Raw genomic sequence first — 16,505 nt, 5'->3', positions numbered from 1 at the left:
TTAGCTGGATAATTTAATGTTTTTAGCTGTCTTTACTACAAGAGAGTGATTCGGACGAATAGCTATAATAAGTAAGCATTGATTAATATTGCGCCCCACGTTATAGCGCACAATGCCAAACTTAAAAATACCGCTGCAGAAGCCACGTCTTTGGCTTGACCACTTAAAGGATGGATTTCATCACTTATTCTATCGACGACCGCTTCGATGGCTGAGTTAAGTAACTCTGTGATAAGTACGATGAACAAAGTCATTATCATTAATATTGATTCGATAAAGCTGACATTGGTGAAAAGTGAAATAGGGAGTAATACCATTGCTAAGATAAGTTCTTGTCTAAATGCAGCTTCATTTTTCCAGGCGCTTGTTAACCCCTGTAATGAAAAGCCAGTCGCTCGGATGATCCGTTTAAAGCCATTATTATTTACCGGTTTCATTTTATGTCTATATCTCATTTTGTTTGTAACGTAGGTAGATTGTTATATCAGCCCTTAACATAGCAAAATATAAAATCTTTACTAAAATCAATTATCTTGAATGCTGTTTAGTGTCATAGTTGTTGTCTATAGCTGGGGTTAACTATGCTAGCTGTTAACTAGGGTAGGAGCCGACTACTGTTGCTATTCATTATGGTCGTTGTTGTAGCAGCAGTGTATTGATCAAGTCCAATAGGTTTCATTTTCAAATTATTACTAGCAAGGATGCTACTATGCAAAGATATTTACTGTCTATTATATTTCTTCCCATCTATTTATTACTTTCTGTTTCATTGTTTGCAGCTGAAAAGTCTCCCATTCAACTTGCTAGCCGGTTTCAAGATGACATCAAGGTTGAACAATACTTTGTCAGTGAAAAGCTTGATGGTGTAAGAGGCTATTGGAATGGTGAACATCTGTTGTCTCGCTCTGGTAGAAAGATATCCGTGCCTGATTGGTTTGTTGCAGACTTTCCAGCGTCTAAACTGGATGGCGAGTTATGGATTAAACGTAATGATTTTGAATCAGTGTCCGCGCTATCGCGAAGTCAGAGGGTCGATAACCCCTTGTGGCGGCAGGTTAAGTTTATGATTTTTGATATGCCAGAACATAAGGGCGAATTTAGCCAGCGTGTGCAAGACATGGCGCAAATAGCGTCTCACTCTAAGTACATAAACATGATCCCCCAACAATCATTCTCAACGCACGAAGCGCTATATCAAGAACTTAATCGTGTTATAGCACTAAAAGCTGAAGGCCTGATGCTACATAAAAAATCGGCCTTATATAAAGTGGGCCGCAGCCAAGATATTGTTAAACTCAAACCTCGCTACGATGCTGAAGCCACTGTCATCGCTTATAACGAAGGTAAGGGTAAATATTCAGGTTTACTAGGCTCTCTCACTGTTGAAATGCCTGATGGAAAACAGTTTAAAATTGGCAGTGGTTTTAGTGATCATCAAAGAGCTAACCCACCTGCAATTGGCTCAATCATCACTTACCAATATTTAGGGCTGACGAAAAACGGCATTCCACGATTCGCGCATTTTTTAAGGTTAAGGAATGAATAAATATAGGCTTTTTGACCTAAACCTAGTTAATATTAGGTTCGCTAAATCTACGATTTTTCCAAGCGAAATAAAGGAGTAAGTATTGGAATCCCAATCCCATTCTAAAGCTGATGCGATACAAACGCTAAACTTGAGTCAGGTTAAGTCTGTACTTTTTGTTTGTCTCGGTAATATTTGCCGTTCGCCTAGCGCTGAAGCTGTTTTTCGCCATAAAGTTGCTGAGTTAGGTCTTGAAATTCATATAGATTCAGCAGGAACAGCGGCCTATCATCAAGGAAACCCACCGGATCCTCGTTCAATCAAAGCAGGTGAGGCCCGTGGATTAGAGTTCAGTGGTATGAAAGCACGTAAAGTAATAGACCAAGATTTTGAGCAGTTTGACTTAATATTGGCAGCTGATAACACTAATATGGATGATTTAATCATTCGCTGTCCTTCTCAATACCAACATAAATTGAGGTTGATTTTATCCTTTGCAGCAGATGACGTTAACGGTGTAATGGAAGTGCCCGATCCCTATTACGGCGGCGAGAATGGTTTTGAAGTGGTTTTAGATTTGTTGGATGCAAGTTTAGTTGCGTTGGCAAAGCGGATTAAATCGGCATAATCTCTCTAATTTAACGTATAAAGGCTTATCATTTGATAAGCCTTTATTTGTTCTATCGTAACGTAATAACTAATTAGGGTTAACCATTTTGATGACGTTTACCTGAACGTTTTAATTTTTCTTGTTCAATTTTTTGCTGTTTAATAGCTTCTTTTTCTGCCATCACTCGCGCCACTTCAGCTTTTTCAATCTCAGCCATTTCAGGGGTTTCTAAGGTCAATAAGCCTGTTTTACCTGAGCGGAATTCATGGAGTAGTAATTCAGATGCTTTGTGTAAATCAATACGACCGCCAGGTCTTAATGCACCGCGTTTACGGCCAATTTCTTCGAGTAATTCAATATCGGTTTCAGGCAGTGACTTGAGTTTATATCGCTCACAAATCTCTTCAGGATAGGCGTGAAGAAAATACTCTGCAGCGAACATGGCGACATCTTCATATTCCATTGCAGTATCTTTAATCGCACCTGTGACAGCTAAACGATAACTACTTGATTCGTTATCAACCTTTGGCCATAAAATACCAGGAGTGTCAGACAGTACGATACCATTTTTTAAATTGATACGTTGTTGACGCTTGGTGACAGCGGGTTCGTTACCTGTTTTTGCGAGAGTGCGACCCGCAAGGGTATTAATAATAGTGGACTTACCGACATTCGGGATCCCCATAATCATGGTACGAATATCTTTTTCAAGTTTGTCGCGAGAAGGAACTAACTTACGACAAATATCAGGAATGCTTTTAACTTGACCTGGTTGAAGTGTGGTTATCGCAGTTGCTTTTACACCTTGTTCACGCTCTAGGTATTCAATCCAGCGTGCGGTCACTTTAGGATCGGCTAGGTCTGATTTGTTGAGTAGTTTAATACATGGCTTATCGCCCCTTAAGGTTGAAACCATAGGGTTTTCACTACTATATGGAATACGCGCATCTAATACTTCGATGACAAGATCGACTTGAGGCATTGCCTCTTCAATCTCTTTTCGAGCTTTGTGCATGTGTCCTGGGTACCATTGAATTGCCATGTGTTTGCCTTTTTTAAAACCACTACTAACAAAGGGGGCATATTCTACCTTGTTATGCCGTTAAATGATAAAAAAAAAGCGCCATTTGGCGCTTTAAACTTATTGGAAATACTCAAGAACTTAAATAACGCCAAGCTCTCGTAGTCTTTCCATTAAGTAGCTATCTGCTGTGTAGCGCTCAGATAACACCACTTCTGGGTTGGGATGTAAAAACAGTGGTAACGAAATACGCGATTTGGTCTTATCTGTTCCTTCAGGATTAATGACTCGATGTGACGTTGATGGATAATAACCACCAGATGCTTCTTGAAGCATATCACCGATATTAATAATGATATTACCAAAATCACTGGGTACATCTATCCAATTATCATCTTTGGTTTGTACTTGAAGGCCTGGCTCGTTAGCTGCGGGTAGTACAGTTATTAAGTTAATATCTTCATGTGCTGCTGCGCGAATTGCGCCTAGTTCTTCATCGCCAGCCATTGGTGGGTAGTGCAGAACACGTAATAATGTTTTTTCGCTTTCAGCTATCATGGCTGGCAGCGGAATTGAAAATTTTGCAGCTACCTCAGCTGGTGCATACTCTTCAATCCAACCTAATAATTCCGCAGCTAATTCATTAGCATGTTTATAGTAAGCCAGAATGTTGGCTTTTAATGATTCAGGAATGCGGCCCCAAGGATAAACGTGAAAATATTCTTTGATATCTTTTACGCTATGGCCTTTTGCCGTTTCAGAAATTGAGGCTGGGAAAAACCCATCCTGTGTTTCTGGTTTGAATAAAAAATCATTTTTTTGTTCAGACTGGAAAAACTCATACCATTCTTTATAGATGGTTTCGACGAGTTCTTTACTGATTGGGTGATTAGATAATACCCCAAACCCTGTTTCTCTTAATGACTCAACAAACTGCTTTGCACAGCCCTCTGAGCGGTAATCAATTGTTTCTAATTTCATGTTTTCTACTTATTGTTTTATTTGACCCAATGTGATTTTAACCTCCGTCACACTTTGTCGCAATTTTTTGATCTAAAAAGCGGTCTTATAAGTCGAAATAGTGATCTTTATTCGGCATACTGCCATCTGTTTAACTATTGCTTTAAAGTGAGAAGGCTAAGATTGAAGTTAGGACGATGCAAATGAATGAATTAACTGAGTTTGAAAAGTATGTCATTGAGCAGAAAGGAACTGAACGTCCATTTAGTGGAGAATACGTCAATCATGAAGCTGAAGGTTTATATTTGTGTAAAAAATGCTTAGCGCCTTTATATAAAAGCGAACATAAATTTAATGCTTTTTGTGGCTGGCCGGCTTTTGATGATGAAATACATGGGGCAATCAAGCGTACTGTAGATGCCGATGGTCATCGTACTGAGATTACCTGTCATGAATGTGGTGGTCATCTAGGGCATGTTTTTAAAGGTGAAATGCTTACCGGTAAGAATATGCGACATTGCGTAAACTCAGTGTCGATGGTGTTCAAAAGCTATGAAGACATTGAAGCTGAAAAATCGCATGCCACTAAGGCGTTGCAACTGGCGACATTCGGTGCAGGTTGCTTTTGGTGTATTGAAGCCGTTTTCCAAAGGCTTGATGGTGTTGAGAGTGTTTATTCTGGCTACAGTGGCGGTACAACGGAAGACGCGCACTATGATGCAGTTTGTAGTGGTGTAACTGGTCACGCTGAAGTGATACAAGTGGCTTTTAATCCGGAGATTATTAGTTATAACACCTTACTATCGGTATTTTTTGCAATTCATGATCCTACCACTTTGAATCAACAAGGTAATGATAAAGGTCCACAATACCGTTCGGTGATATTTACTCATAATGCTGAGCAAGTCGATCAAGCGACAATTGCAATTAGTAAATTGATACAGCAGGGGATTTGGCCAAAACCTATTGTGACTGAAGTTTCTATGTACGAAACTTTTTATCATGCAGAAAACTTTCATGATGACTATTTTGCTAAAAATGCAGAACAACCTTATTGCCAACTACTTATCAAGCCCAAGTTTGAACAGGCGATGAGACAATTTGAGGCATTACTAAAGAAAGATTAGTCTAGTTGATGTAAGAAATACCTACGCTGACAAAGCGGTAACCCAATAAAAAAGCGAACTATCTAGTTCGCTTTTTTGTTGATGGAATAACTCACTTATTGATTCGGATTAAGAATCCAGAGCATCATCTGCCACTTTGTAATGTGGATCTTCAATCACATTAACTTCAACTAAATCACGTGCCTTATGGAGTAAATCTTTACAGTCTGGACTTAAGTGTCGCAAGTGTAATTTTTTACCCGCCGCAACATATCGTTCAGCTAACGTATCAATAGCATCAAGTGCTGAATGATCAGCAACGCGCGAATTTTGGAAATCGACAATGATATCTTCAGGATCATTAGTTGCATCGAAAAGGTCTAAGAAGTTAGATACAGAGCCAAAGAACAATGGGCCATTTAACTTGTAAACTTTCCAGCCATTGGCATCTGTATTAGTTTCAACGTTGATGTGTTTTGCGTGTTCCCATGCAAACACGAGTGCTGAAACAATAACACCAACAAAAACAGCAAATGCCAAATCGGTAAATACGGTCACAGCAGTGACTAAGACGATAACGAATGCATCATGCTTTGGTACTTTGCCCATGACTTTAAAACTAGCCCATTCAAATGTCCCGAGTACCACAATGAACATTACACCGACTAGCGCGGCTAGAGGGATAATTTCAATAAATGCTGAGCCAAATAAAATAAAGGCAAGTAGTGCTAAAGCTGCAGTTATGCCAGATAAACGACCACGACCACCTGAGTTGATATTAATGATTGATTGACCAATCATTGCACACCCACCCATAGCGCCGAAGAAGCCACTGGTAATATTGCCCACGCCTTGACCAACACATTCTTTGTTACTTTTACCACGACTATTGGTCATTTCATCAATAACGGTAAGGGTTAACAGTGATTCAATTAAACCAATTGCAGCAAGAATAAATGCATACGGAAGGATAATAAATAGGGTATCTAGAGTAAATGGCACACTTGGAATTGCAAAACTAGGCAAGGTGCCTGCAATAGTTGCATGCTCATCACCACTCATGGTTTTTAAGAAATCGAGTACATTACGCGTATCCAAATCTAAACCAACTACGATTGCGGTAACCGTTAAAATCGCGACTAATGAAGACGGAATCGCAGTAGTTAATTTTGGTAAAAAGTGGATGATCGCCATCGTTAAAGCGACTAAGCCGAGCATAATCATTAATGGCTCTTGCGCCAACCAGATCATGTTTCCTGCGGCATCTTTGACTTTAAATTGTCCAAGCTGGGCAAGGAAAATAACAATAGCGAGACCGTTTACAAAGCCAATCATCACAGGGTAAGGAACAATGCGTATAAATTTACCGAGCTTGAATATACCTGCGGATATCTGAATTATCCCCGCCAGCACCACCGCTGCAAATAAGTACTGTACTCCATGCTCAACAACAAGCGATACCATGACAACTGCCATAGCGCCGGTTGCGCCAGAAATCATGCCTGGGCGCCCGCCAATAACAGCAGTAATAATACCCATGATAAAGGCTGCGTATAAACCGACCATAGGTTCAACTTGAGCGACAAATGCAAAAGCAACAGCTTCTGGTATAAGTGCTAGTGCAACAGTCAATCCAGATAAAATATCTGCTTTGCTACTGCTTGTTTTGTGACGAAGTAGATCGAACATTTAGCCCCTGAAAACAATTGATGTGTTTGATAATAAAAGTGTGCGTATGTTAACAAAATTTAATGCTGCGCTAAACCTGAAATTAATCTTAATTGATTATAAATAGAATAATTCATTAAATTGTAAATATAAAAAAACCACGCTAATTAGCGTGGTTTTTAAATGAGTCTTTTAGACTGAACTTAAATCATTAAGCTTTTGTCGTATCAGACGAAGCACTATTTGCCATTCTAGACTTAGATGCTTCAGCATCAGGTTGTGATTTTTCATATTCACGACCTTTAGGGACAGCTTGCTGAGTACGAGCTTCAGAAACAGGTTTAGTTGTATCTGACATCACCATAGAACCAAAGCGACTAGCGGCAGCAGGTTTTTTAGCTGGCGCTTCAACTTTCGCGGCAGATGCTGTTGGTGTAGCAACAACTTTGCGTTGAATAGCCGCAGGCTTAGCCATAGGTGCTGAAGCGATTGAATTATCTTTAGCTGGTGCTTTTAGCGGTTCAACTTTAGCTTCTTCAGTTACAGGCTCTTGAGCAATAGGCGCTTCAGTTTTAACTTCTTCAACTACAGGCTCTTGAGCAATAGGCGCTTTAGTTTTAACTTCTTCAACTACAAGCTCTTGAGCTATAGGCGCTTCAGCTTTAACTTCTTCAGCTACAGGCTTTTGAGCAATAGGCGCTTCAGTTTTAACTTCTTCAGCTACAGGCTCTTGAGCAACAGGCGCTTCAGTTTTAACTTCTTCAACTGCAGGCTCTTGAGCAACAGGTGCTTCAACTTTAACTTCTTCAACAACAGGTGTTGTTTCAACAGCAGGAGCCTCAGTTTTAACTTCAACTGCTGCTTCAGCTTGTTCTGCATCGAGTTGTTTTTCAAGTTCATCAACTGGAGTAAATACAGCTGTTGCTGGCGCAGTTTCATCTTCATCACGACGACGACGTTGACCCGCTGCACGCAAATGACGAGGGCTACGACGGCTACGACGCTGACCTTGTTTCTCATCACTGTCTTCAGCATTATCTTCAGATGTAACAACAGGCGCTTCTGCTGATGCTTCAGCTGGGGCAGCTACAGGCGCTGAACTTGTTGCTTCAACCGTGGTTTCGACAACTGCAGAGTCAACTTTCACTTCAGAATCAGTTTTTTCAGTTTTGATAACTTGAGCATCTTTTGCTGATTCAGATGTTACCGCTTCAACTGATTCAGACTTAACTTGCTCAGTTTTTGCTGTGTTATCTTTTCTTGGGCGACGAGTACGAGCCGGTTTAGCTGCTTGTTCTGTCGCAACAGGCTTAGCTGTTTCAACTGAAGCAGTAGTTTCAGTTGTGGCAACGTCATTTAACTTAGCTTCATTTTGTTCGTTTTCAATTCGAACTTTACGGCGCATGTTACGACGTTGACGACGTTCTCTGGCAGCTTCCTGCTTAGGTGATTTCTCGCCTTCAGCACGTGGCTTATCTGCAACAGGTTTATTTGTATTAACTTTAGGGTCATTCTTAGTCGGACGTTTATCAGCTTGCTCTTTGTTAGCAACATCTCTGTCAGACTTCTTGTTACGACCTTTGTTGTCTCTGCCTTTGTTATCAGCATCGTTACGGTTATCGCTGCGGTTGTCATTACGATTGCGACGATTGTCAGTGCGACGTGAATCATTGCGACGGTTACGACGGTTGTTTTGACCATCTTTACGATTTTTGTCTGATGGCTTAGATTCAGTTTTCGCAGGCTCATCTGATGAGAATAGTTTGCTAATCGCTGAAACCATTTTAGCGAAGAAACCAGGCTCTGATGCAGTAGCTTCAACTTTAGCAGGCTGTTCAACAGTCGGTTTTGGCGCTACATTTTTTGGCGTACCAAAACCTTTAATAGCTGGCTGTTGCGCTTCTGCACGTTCTAGTTTACGTGGTTCGTACAACTTAGCTTCAGGTTTTTCTACACGCTTATAACTTGACTCAACGACTTCATCATCGCTTCTTAAACGTGATACGCGGTAGTCAGGTGTTGTCATGTGCGAATCTGGGATTACGTACACTTCAACATTGTGACGTTCTTCAGTGATGCGAATCGCTTTACGCTTTTCGTTCAATAAGAATGCAGCAACATCAACAGGTACAACAGCTTCGATTTGCGAGGTGTTTTCTTTAATCGCTTCTTCTTCCATTAAGCGAAGGATAGAAAGAGCTAAAGATTCAGTACTACGAATCGTACCTTGGCCATGACAGCGAGGACATAAATGACCTGCAGACTCACCAAGAGAAGGGCGTAGACGTTGGCGTGACATTTCCATCAAACCAAAACGAGAAATACGACCTAATTGCACACGAGCACGGTCTAAATGAACCGCATCACGCATTCTGTTTTCAACTTCACGTTGATGTCTAACTGGTGTCATATCGATGAAATCGATAACCACTAAACCACCTAGGTCACGTAAACGTAATTGACGTGCAATTTCGTCTGCGGCTTCAAGGTTAGTGTTTAATGCTGTTTCTTCAATATCTCCGCCTTTAGTAGCACGTGCAGAGTTAATATCGATAGACGTTAATGCTTCAGTCGGGTCAATAACAATTGAACCGCCAGAAGGCAAACGTACTTCACGTTGGAAAGCAGACTCAATTTGAGACTCAATTTGGAAGTGAGTGAATAGCGGTACTTCAGATTCGTAACGCTTAACACGTTCAACGAAATCAGGGCGAACAAGGCCAATATGCTGTTTCGCTTCTTCAAAAATGCGTGGGTGATCAATTAAGATTTCACCAACATCACGGCGTAAGTAATCACGGATTGCGCGAACAATTACGTTACTTTCTTGGTGAATAAGAAATGGTGCAGGCTTGCTTTGAGCAGCTTCCTGAATGGCATCCCAATGATGTTGAAGAACTTTAAGGTCCCATTTTAGTTCAGCAGCGTCTTTACCAACTCCAGCTGTACGTACAATAAGACCCATACCGTTAGGTACAGATAACTCAGACATTGCTGCTTTAAGCTCAGTACGTTCATCACCTTCGATGCGACGAGAAATACCGCCAGCACGTGGGTTATTAGGCATTAACACTAAGTAAGAACCAGCAAGAGAGATAAACGTTGTTAAGGCGGCGCCTTTATTACCACGTTCTTCTTTGTCGATTTGTACGATAACTTCTTGGCCTTCAGATACCACTTCTTTGATATTTGGGCGACCTTGGAAAGAGTATCCTTTAGGGAAGTATTCGCGTGCGATTTCTTTAAGCGGAAGGAAACCGTGACGATCAGCGCCGTAATCAACAAACGCAGCTTCTAAAGAAGGTTCTACGCGAGTGATGGTGCCTTTATAGATATTTGATTTTTTTTGTTCATGGCCTGGGCTTTCGATATCCAGATCATACAATTGTTGCCCATCTACTAGGGCAACGCGCAACTCTTCCGATTGAGTTGCATTTATTAACATACGTTTCATGATGACTTAATTCTTCTAATAAGGTCATCAAACAAAGACTTATCGTTGCATTACGGGCCTAAAATTATTATTCACAAAGCCTCACGGCTGGTTTTTAGGCAAGTTAGGTGCGCATTGCTGTAAGACGCATTCGCTGCGTGTCGCATCCTATTTATGGCTTATTTTTTAATGATTACAAAAACAAGGAATTCGTTGTTAATACGCAACCAACCCCATAAATTTTAAAATTTCTTATCCGGTAATGCCCAAGTCGAATCGGTCTGTTTGATAACAAGCTAAAATTTGTTCGAATTTGGGGGTGCAATGTTTCAGGAAAACTTTTTAAATAATGATGAAACAGACGGTTTAACTGTAAAAGCAATTCTTATTGCTTTGTGATGTTTACAGTCTGCAAATCAATGATTTGCGACCTGCCGTGCTCATGAATTCTACTGAAAAAACACCATAATAAATTGAGGTTGTGAACAATTTATTCACTGTTTATCCTCAATCACTGCGCAAATATAGCAATAAACAATTTAGACAGCAATCAAAACAACGAATTCTTATTATCCCATCAAGGTAAAACTTAGGGTACAATGTGCGCCGTAATTACTATAGGCGCATCATGAATACAGAAACTCCCACAAAAGTTCAGTTGGTCACCATTGATGAAGATCATTTTGAGCAACGCATTGATAATTTTCTTCTCACCAAATTAAAAGGTGTTCCTAAAAGCATGATTTATAGAATCGTGCGAAAAGGAGAGGTGCGTGTAAATAAGAAAAGGATAAAACCTGAGTATAAATTACAAATTGATGATGTGGTGCGTATTCCGCCAGTGAGAATGGCTGAAAAAGATCATCGTACAGCCCCTTCAGCTAAATTATCGAAAGTGACTCAGTTAGAAGCACGTATTATTCATGAAGATAATCATCTTATCGTATTGAATAAACCTGCGGGAATTGCTGTTCACGGTGGCAGTGGTGTTGATTTTGGTGTGATTGAAGGCCTTCGTTCATTACGACCACAACAAAAGTTTTTAGAGTTGGTTCATCGATTAGATAAAGACACATCAGGTGTGTTACTGATTGCTAAGAAACGCAGCGCATTAAAACATTTACACGATCAACTGCGTAAGAAAACGATGCAGAAAGATTATATGGCTTTGGTTCGCGGTGATTGGCAAGCTAAAGATAAAGTCATTAAAGCGTCGTTACTTAAAATCACTCTTAAATCCGGTGAGCGAATAGTCAGAGTAAACCCTGAAGGTAAAGCATCTGAAACCCGTTATAAGATTATGCAGCGTTACCAAGGCTGCACATTAGTTAAAGCGAGTCCAGTAACAGGCCGAACTCACCAAATTCGAGTACATTGTCAATATGCAGGTCATGCAATTGCCTGTGATGATAAGTACAGTGAGAAGAAGTTTGATGATGCTATGCGTGACAAAGGTTTAAATCGTTTATTTTTGCATGCGGCTGAACTTAAGTTTATACATCCTGAAAATGATGAAGTGACAACAGTAAAAGCGCCATTAGATGATGTTTTATTAGCAACCTTAGAGAAGTTAAAGCGCGCATGAACCCAAATCAGACAAAACAGTATCAGTTAGTCATCTTTGATTGGGATGGCACATTAATGGATTCAATCGGTAAAATAGTTGATTGCATGCAATGTGTGGCGAAAGAATTAAGTTTAGTTGTTCCTTCAGAGCAACAAGTCCGCGATATTATCGGTTTGTCTATTTTACCTGCGATGGAAAAGTTGTTTCCTCACAATGCTGATATGTACGACGAACTTTTGGAAGCTTACAAAAACTACTACTTAAACATTAATGTGACGCCTTCGCCTTTGTTTGACGGTATTGAGAATGTGTTATCTCAAATTCAAGCAGCAGGGCACACGTTAGCCATTGCTACCGGTAAACGCAGAGCAGGTCTTGATAGAATGTTGTCTGAAACGGGTTTAGGTAAATATTTTGTGGCTACTCGTTCTGCTGATGAAGCTGAGTCAAAACCGCACCCTTCGATGATCACATCTTTACTTGATGAGTTAGATATCAATGCTGAACAGACAGTGATGATTGGTGATTCAAAGCTTGATATTGCAATGGCAAATAATGCGGGTGTGAGTAGCATTGCGGTCACTTATGGTGCACATAGCTTAGAAGATTTATTAAGTCAGAATCCAACAGCAACAGTCAATAAGCCGACTGATATATTATTGCATCTTTAGCTCGTAGAGTTATCTTGTACTATTTGGCTACTTGTTTCAGTTTATAAAAAATAGTCTTGAATCATAACTAGTTATTGCCTTAAGAATTAATCATAAAAAAGCCGATGAATCATTCACCGGCTTTTTTGTATCTAAGTGTTAATTAACCTAGTGGGTAGATAACTTGCACTTTCAGTTTTAGATCACAAGAACCTACAGTATTCCAGTCTACAGCTAGTGGATCGAATGATTGGCCATCAGCACCATAAACAGGTGTGAACCAGTCAAAGCTTTTCAGTACTGACTTATGTAAATCAGCGGTTACTTGTATACGTGCACCAGCATTACGTGGCCCCATATCTGGTGAGCCTTTCTTAACATTAGAACGAGTATCATACTCATAGTAATGCACTTCACCACTGCCGTTGGTGATTAAGTTTTTACAAGTATTATTCTTGGTAATAAATAAGTCGATGTAGTATTCACCGTCATCTTCTAAGCTCATACCAGGACCAAATGTAGCTGAACTCGCTATTGGCGTGCCATTTTCCATACGATGAGTAGTGAAAGTAGAAGCACCTTTGAAGTTAGAATAACTATTCAGCGTATAAGATTTGCCATCGTCTGGGAATTCATGGGTGATAAATTCACGATTTTCTTGGCCACAAGCCGTTTTAAGTGTTTTAACACCTTCGCCTTCAGCAGCTTCTTTCCATTCATAGAAAGTATTTTGTTTACCCATACGAGTTTCTAAGAATGCAGCATTAACAAATGAAGCACCGTCTGCATTGTAATAGAAAGTACCTACATTTGATGCTCCAGTATAACTATCCCAATTTCCATCAGCTGGATGAGTAGGAACCCCTGGCGCACCTGGGTCTGTTGGTTCAACTGGATCAACTGGATCTGTTGGCTCAACAGGTTCTGCTGCAAAGCTATGACAAGTATCACAAGTCATACCGTTATCGTGGCCATCGTTGTGGCATGAAGTACATGTAGACCCTTCATTATGCTCAAAAGGAATTTCAGGCATACCAAATACGCCCACTAAACTCGCTTCTGGTGATTTACCATTATTGACATACGGCGTATCAGGATTCGGGTTTTCATATTCGAAATTGACACCAATGTTGGCACACTGTTGTTGGAATGTGCTAACAAAGCTAGTGGCTTTCTCATCTAACTCTTTGTTGGTATCAGATAGATTTTTGTTATCTTCTGTTAAACCTTTATTAGCCTCATCTAATTGCTGGTTTTGTTGAGTTAATTCAGCAATTTGTACTTCTAGTTCAGGATTAGGATCGATTGTAACAGTATCATCATCGTTACAAGCAGTTAAAGCCAAAACTGAAATACAGACAAGGCTTAATTTAAAAGTTTTTTTCATCATTGTTCCCCTACTAGTTTGTGACTAGCATTTAATATTATTTTTATTTCAACCTACAATTTAAAGCGATGGATAGAATGAGCAGTCTTTACCTTAATAGTTTTATGACGTCCATTTAAATGAATGTCTTGTAAAACACTAGGTGAGACGAACAATCCTTTATTCATACGTTAATAAAACGTTTAACTACGCTCGACTTTAAAATGTTTGAACGTCAAAATTTAATTTAGATGTAAATAAAGCAGTGCAAAAAATCATTTGTGCAATATCGATGCTTTAGTTAACACCTCTGATATTGCAGCTTTAACTTTAATTCATTATTAATTTTATCATCTAGTATTAGTAATGTCGTGATTGCTTCGGTGAGGAATGTAAATGTTTGCAAAGAAATAGTATGTGATGAATGTCAATTTTATTCTTACATGGTAAATGATATTAGTTGCAATGTGATCTAAATGTCTATTTAAGTTATTTTGAGAACTGAACATTAGTTTAGCTCAACCTTAAGTTGTTTGGGATTATTGCGGTGTTTTTGTTTAAGTTGCTGTTATTAATGGCTTGTTGGCTGGGTTTGCATTGGCTGTTTAATTTTTTGTTGCAAAGTGGTGCTAAATCGCTAATTAAGGGGGGAAACATTACCATATCGTTTTATTAACTTTTTAGTCTTTTTTTTAATCTGTAACAATGTAAATATATTGTCAGGTTAGAGGGCTTATTTATACGAAATGAAAGAGGTTATATTAATGATGAATATTAAATTGAAAGGTTGAGTGTACTTGGTATTTCATTTTAGAGCAATTCCATCAGTCTGGAATACTTGTCGGGTAACTAATTTTAATTGTTTGCAAGTGGGTTTGTGTATTTATATTGCTGATTGTCATTGTCATTTTCATTAGCATTAATTGATTTTTGTTTTATTCTATTCTTTGTAATCCTTGCTTCTATTTTTTGTAATGATTCTTTTATTTTTGCTGATTAAATGAGTCGCAAGTGAGTTATTCAATAATGTAGACGTAAAATTATATTGCGCCCGATAATAGTCATTCATAAATTACCGATTTTAAATTGAACCTTTGATTATCCTTAACAAAGGTTCATATATTTTTAAAAAAAACGTGACTTTTACAATACTTGAATATCATGTTTTTTAAGTAACTGAATAAGCTTAATCAGTGGTAAGCCAATCAAGGTGTTAGGGTCATCGCCTTCAAGCTTTTCAAACAGAGCGATTCCTAGTCCTTCAGCTTTAAAGCTGCCAGCACAGTATAAAGGTTGTTCTAGTTCAACATAACGGGTAATTTCTGCGAGGGTTAACTCTCTGAAGTGCACGGTGAATGGTTCGATTAAACTGAATGCTTGCTGTGTTTGGCTATGGATAACACTGAGTCCAGTATAAAAAGTGATAGCTTTGCCGGAGGCTTGTTGAAGTTGTTTGATGGCTTTGTCACTGGAGTGGGGTTTACCGACAATTTTGCCATCTATTACTGCCACTTGATCCGAGCCAATTATCACCGCAGGTTGTATTTCGTTTGATCCACTCTTTATATAGCAAATTTTATCGAGTTTAGGCTCTGGATTATTGTTCACATCTTTATTATGCGTATCGAGATTATTATTAATTGTATTGTAGAGCTTGGCACCTGCTACAGCCTTTGCTTTTGCTAGGCGTAATACTAATGCTTGTGCTGTTTCACCTTTAATGGGGGTTTCGTCGATATTGGGAGATAAACTGTCGAAAGGGAGCTGTAATTTTTCGAGAATTTCTTTGCGATACACTGATGTAGAAGCCAAGATTATTTTGGTATTCATGTTACGTCTTTCATGTATTTAGATAATTACGACTATAATAAGTCAAAATTGCGTTCAAATGCAGTAAATTTAGCCGGATCGCGCTTGTGATCGCAGGCTGTGACAGGTAATATTTCGCTTCGATCAATTTTAATGTTGGCGTTTTAGTAAATTGTTCAATTTGTTTAGTTAAGCAATTAACCGCAATTTGGATAAATTTCCTTTGACTCTAGCGTTTTCAAACTATAATATGCGCGCCTTATGCAAACAGTAAAGATACCAGTATCAATTGATCCTATTCGAACTGCAGCCAGCGGTCTTCGTTATGAAGGTGTTGTGCCCGGCAAACAGAATAAGCGATTAAACGAGTTATGTGCTGGCGATTGTTCCGATGTGACAGTGTCGTTAGAATGTGGCGTCGATATTCAGGGGATAGTCTACCTTAGCGGGAAGGCTGTGACGGAGCTCACTCTGCTATGTCAACGTTGTATGACACCATATACCACAGAGGTTACGGTCGACTTCTCCTTTAGTCCTTGTAAGACTCAAGAAGAAATCGATGAGCTCCCGGATGCGTATGAGCCGATTGAGTGCAATGAAATTGGTGAAGTTCGTCTGCATCAGTTGATCGAAGATGAATTGATAATCGCTATGCCAATTATTCCTATGCATCAGAATGTTGATTGCAACTTAGGAACAAAAGACATAGTTGTAGGCGAAATCGAGCCCTCTCAAGAGGAGCGTCCAAATCCGTTTGCAGTGTTAGAAAAACTGAAGAGCAAGTAATCTA

At 39.4% G+C, this 16,505-nt stretch carries 13 protein-coding genes; 6 read left to right on the top strand and 7 right to left on the bottom strand.

All coding sequences use genetic code 11. The features are described 5' to 3' along the window. Positions 1–62: 62 nt before the first annotated feature. Positions 63–437 carry a diacylglycerol kinase gene (locus LMH66_RS12305; protein ID WP_229370393.1) on the bottom strand — a complete coding sequence of 125 codons (375 nt, stop codon included), beginning with the start codon at positions 435–437 and terminating at the stop codon, positions 63–65. Between the two features lie 272 nt (positions 438–709). Here LMH66_RS12305 and LMH66_RS12300 point away from each other — a divergent pair, with 272 nt between their 5' ends. After that, on the top strand, positions 710–1,546 hold the full coding sequence (locus LMH66_RS12300) for a DNA ligase (protein WP_229370390.1): 837 nt from the start codon (positions 710–712) through the stop codon (positions 1,544–1,546). A gap of 130 nt (positions 1,547–1,676) precedes the next feature. Continuing rightward, positions 1,677–2,153: a low molecular weight protein-tyrosine-phosphatase gene (locus LMH66_RS12295; RefSeq protein ID WP_229370414.1), complete on the top strand. Its 477-nt coding sequence runs from the start codon at positions 1,677–1,679 to the stop codon at positions 2,151–2,153. Positions 2,154–2,232: 79 nt separating this feature from the next. Here the strand turns inward: LMH66_RS12295 and ylqF are convergent, their stop codons facing one another. Continuing rightward, complete coding sequence (gene ylqF, locus LMH66_RS12290; protein WP_229370387.1) at positions 2,233–3,177, bottom strand: ribosome biogenesis GTPase YlqF; 945 nt, start codon at positions 3,175–3,177, stop codon at positions 2,233–2,235. A 120-nt stretch (positions 3,178–3,297) separates the two neighbouring features. Beyond that, on the bottom strand, positions 3,298–4,137 hold the full coding sequence (locus LMH66_RS12285) for an isopenicillin N synthase family dioxygenase (RefSeq protein WP_229370384.1): 840 nt from the start codon (positions 4,135–4,137) through the stop codon (positions 3,298–3,300). Positions 4,138–4,319: 182 nt separating this feature from the next. Between LMH66_RS12285 and LMH66_RS12280 the strand changes: the two genes are divergently transcribed. Next, a complete protein-coding gene (locus LMH66_RS12280; protein WP_229370381.1) occupies positions 4,320–5,243 on the top strand; it encodes a bifunctional methionine sulfoxide reductase B/A protein in 924 nt (307 codons plus the stop codon). Positions 5,244–5,351: 108 nt separating this feature from the next. Here LMH66_RS12280 and LMH66_RS12275 read toward each other — a convergent pair whose 3' ends face one another. Continuing rightward, a complete protein-coding gene (locus LMH66_RS12275) occupies positions 5,352–6,911 on the bottom strand; it encodes a SulP family inorganic anion transporter (protein ID WP_102529315.1) in 1,560 nt (519 codons plus the stop codon). 190 nt (positions 6,912–7,101) lie between these two features. Beyond that, entirely contained in the window at positions 7,102–10,344 is a 3,243-nt protein-coding gene (gene rne, locus LMH66_RS12270) for a ribonuclease E (protein ID WP_229370378.1), read from the bottom strand. Positions 10,345–10,951: 607 nt separating this feature from the next. On the opposite strand from rne, the gene rluC reads away from it, so the two are divergent. Next, positions 10,952–11,908, top strand: coding sequence for a 23S rRNA pseudouridine(955/2504/2580) synthase RluC (gene rluC, locus LMH66_RS12265; RefSeq protein WP_229370376.1), 957 nt, complete (start codon positions 10,952–10,954; stop codon positions 11,906–11,908). Then, positions 11,905–12,561: an HAD-IA family hydrolase gene (locus LMH66_RS12260; RefSeq protein ID WP_229370375.1), complete on the top strand. Its 657-nt coding sequence runs from the start codon at positions 11,905–11,907 to the stop codon at positions 12,559–12,561. The genes rluC and LMH66_RS12260 overlap by 4 nt, the downstream gene beginning before the upstream one ends. Before the next feature lie 142 nt (positions 12,562–12,703). Here LMH66_RS12260 and LMH66_RS12255 read toward each other — a convergent pair whose 3' ends face one another. Together LMH66_RS12255 and LMH66_RS12250 are read right to left on the bottom strand one after the other, a co-directional pair. Beyond that, the gene (locus LMH66_RS12255; RefSeq protein WP_102528691.1) at positions 12,704–13,927 is read right to left on the bottom strand and encodes a hypothetical protein; all 1,224 of its coding nucleotides are present in this window, start codon (positions 13,925–13,927) and stop codon (positions 12,704–12,706) included. A 1,122-nt stretch (positions 13,928–15,049) separates the two neighbouring features. Then, positions 15,050–15,736, bottom strand: coding sequence for a Maf family protein (locus tag LMH66_RS12250; protein WP_229370373.1), 687 nt, complete (start codon positions 15,734–15,736; stop codon positions 15,050–15,052). A gap of 240 nt (positions 15,737–15,976) precedes the next feature. Here LMH66_RS12250 and yceD point away from each other — a divergent pair, with 240 nt between their 5' ends. Beyond that, positions 15,977–16,501, top strand: coding sequence for a 23S rRNA accumulation protein YceD (yceD, locus tag LMH66_RS12245; RefSeq protein ID WP_229370371.1), 525 nt, complete (start codon positions 15,977–15,979; stop codon positions 16,499–16,501). Positions 16,502–16,505: the final 4 nt, after the last annotated feature.

Origin of the sequence: Shewanella sp. 10N.7 (assembly GCF_020806285.1) — a bacterium.
GTDB lineage: Bacteria > Pseudomonadota > Gammaproteobacteria > Enterobacterales > Shewanellaceae > Shewanella > Shewanella electrodiphila.
Note: the sequence above shows the minus strand (reverse complement) of the source record. Positions and strands in the feature narration are given on the sequence as shown.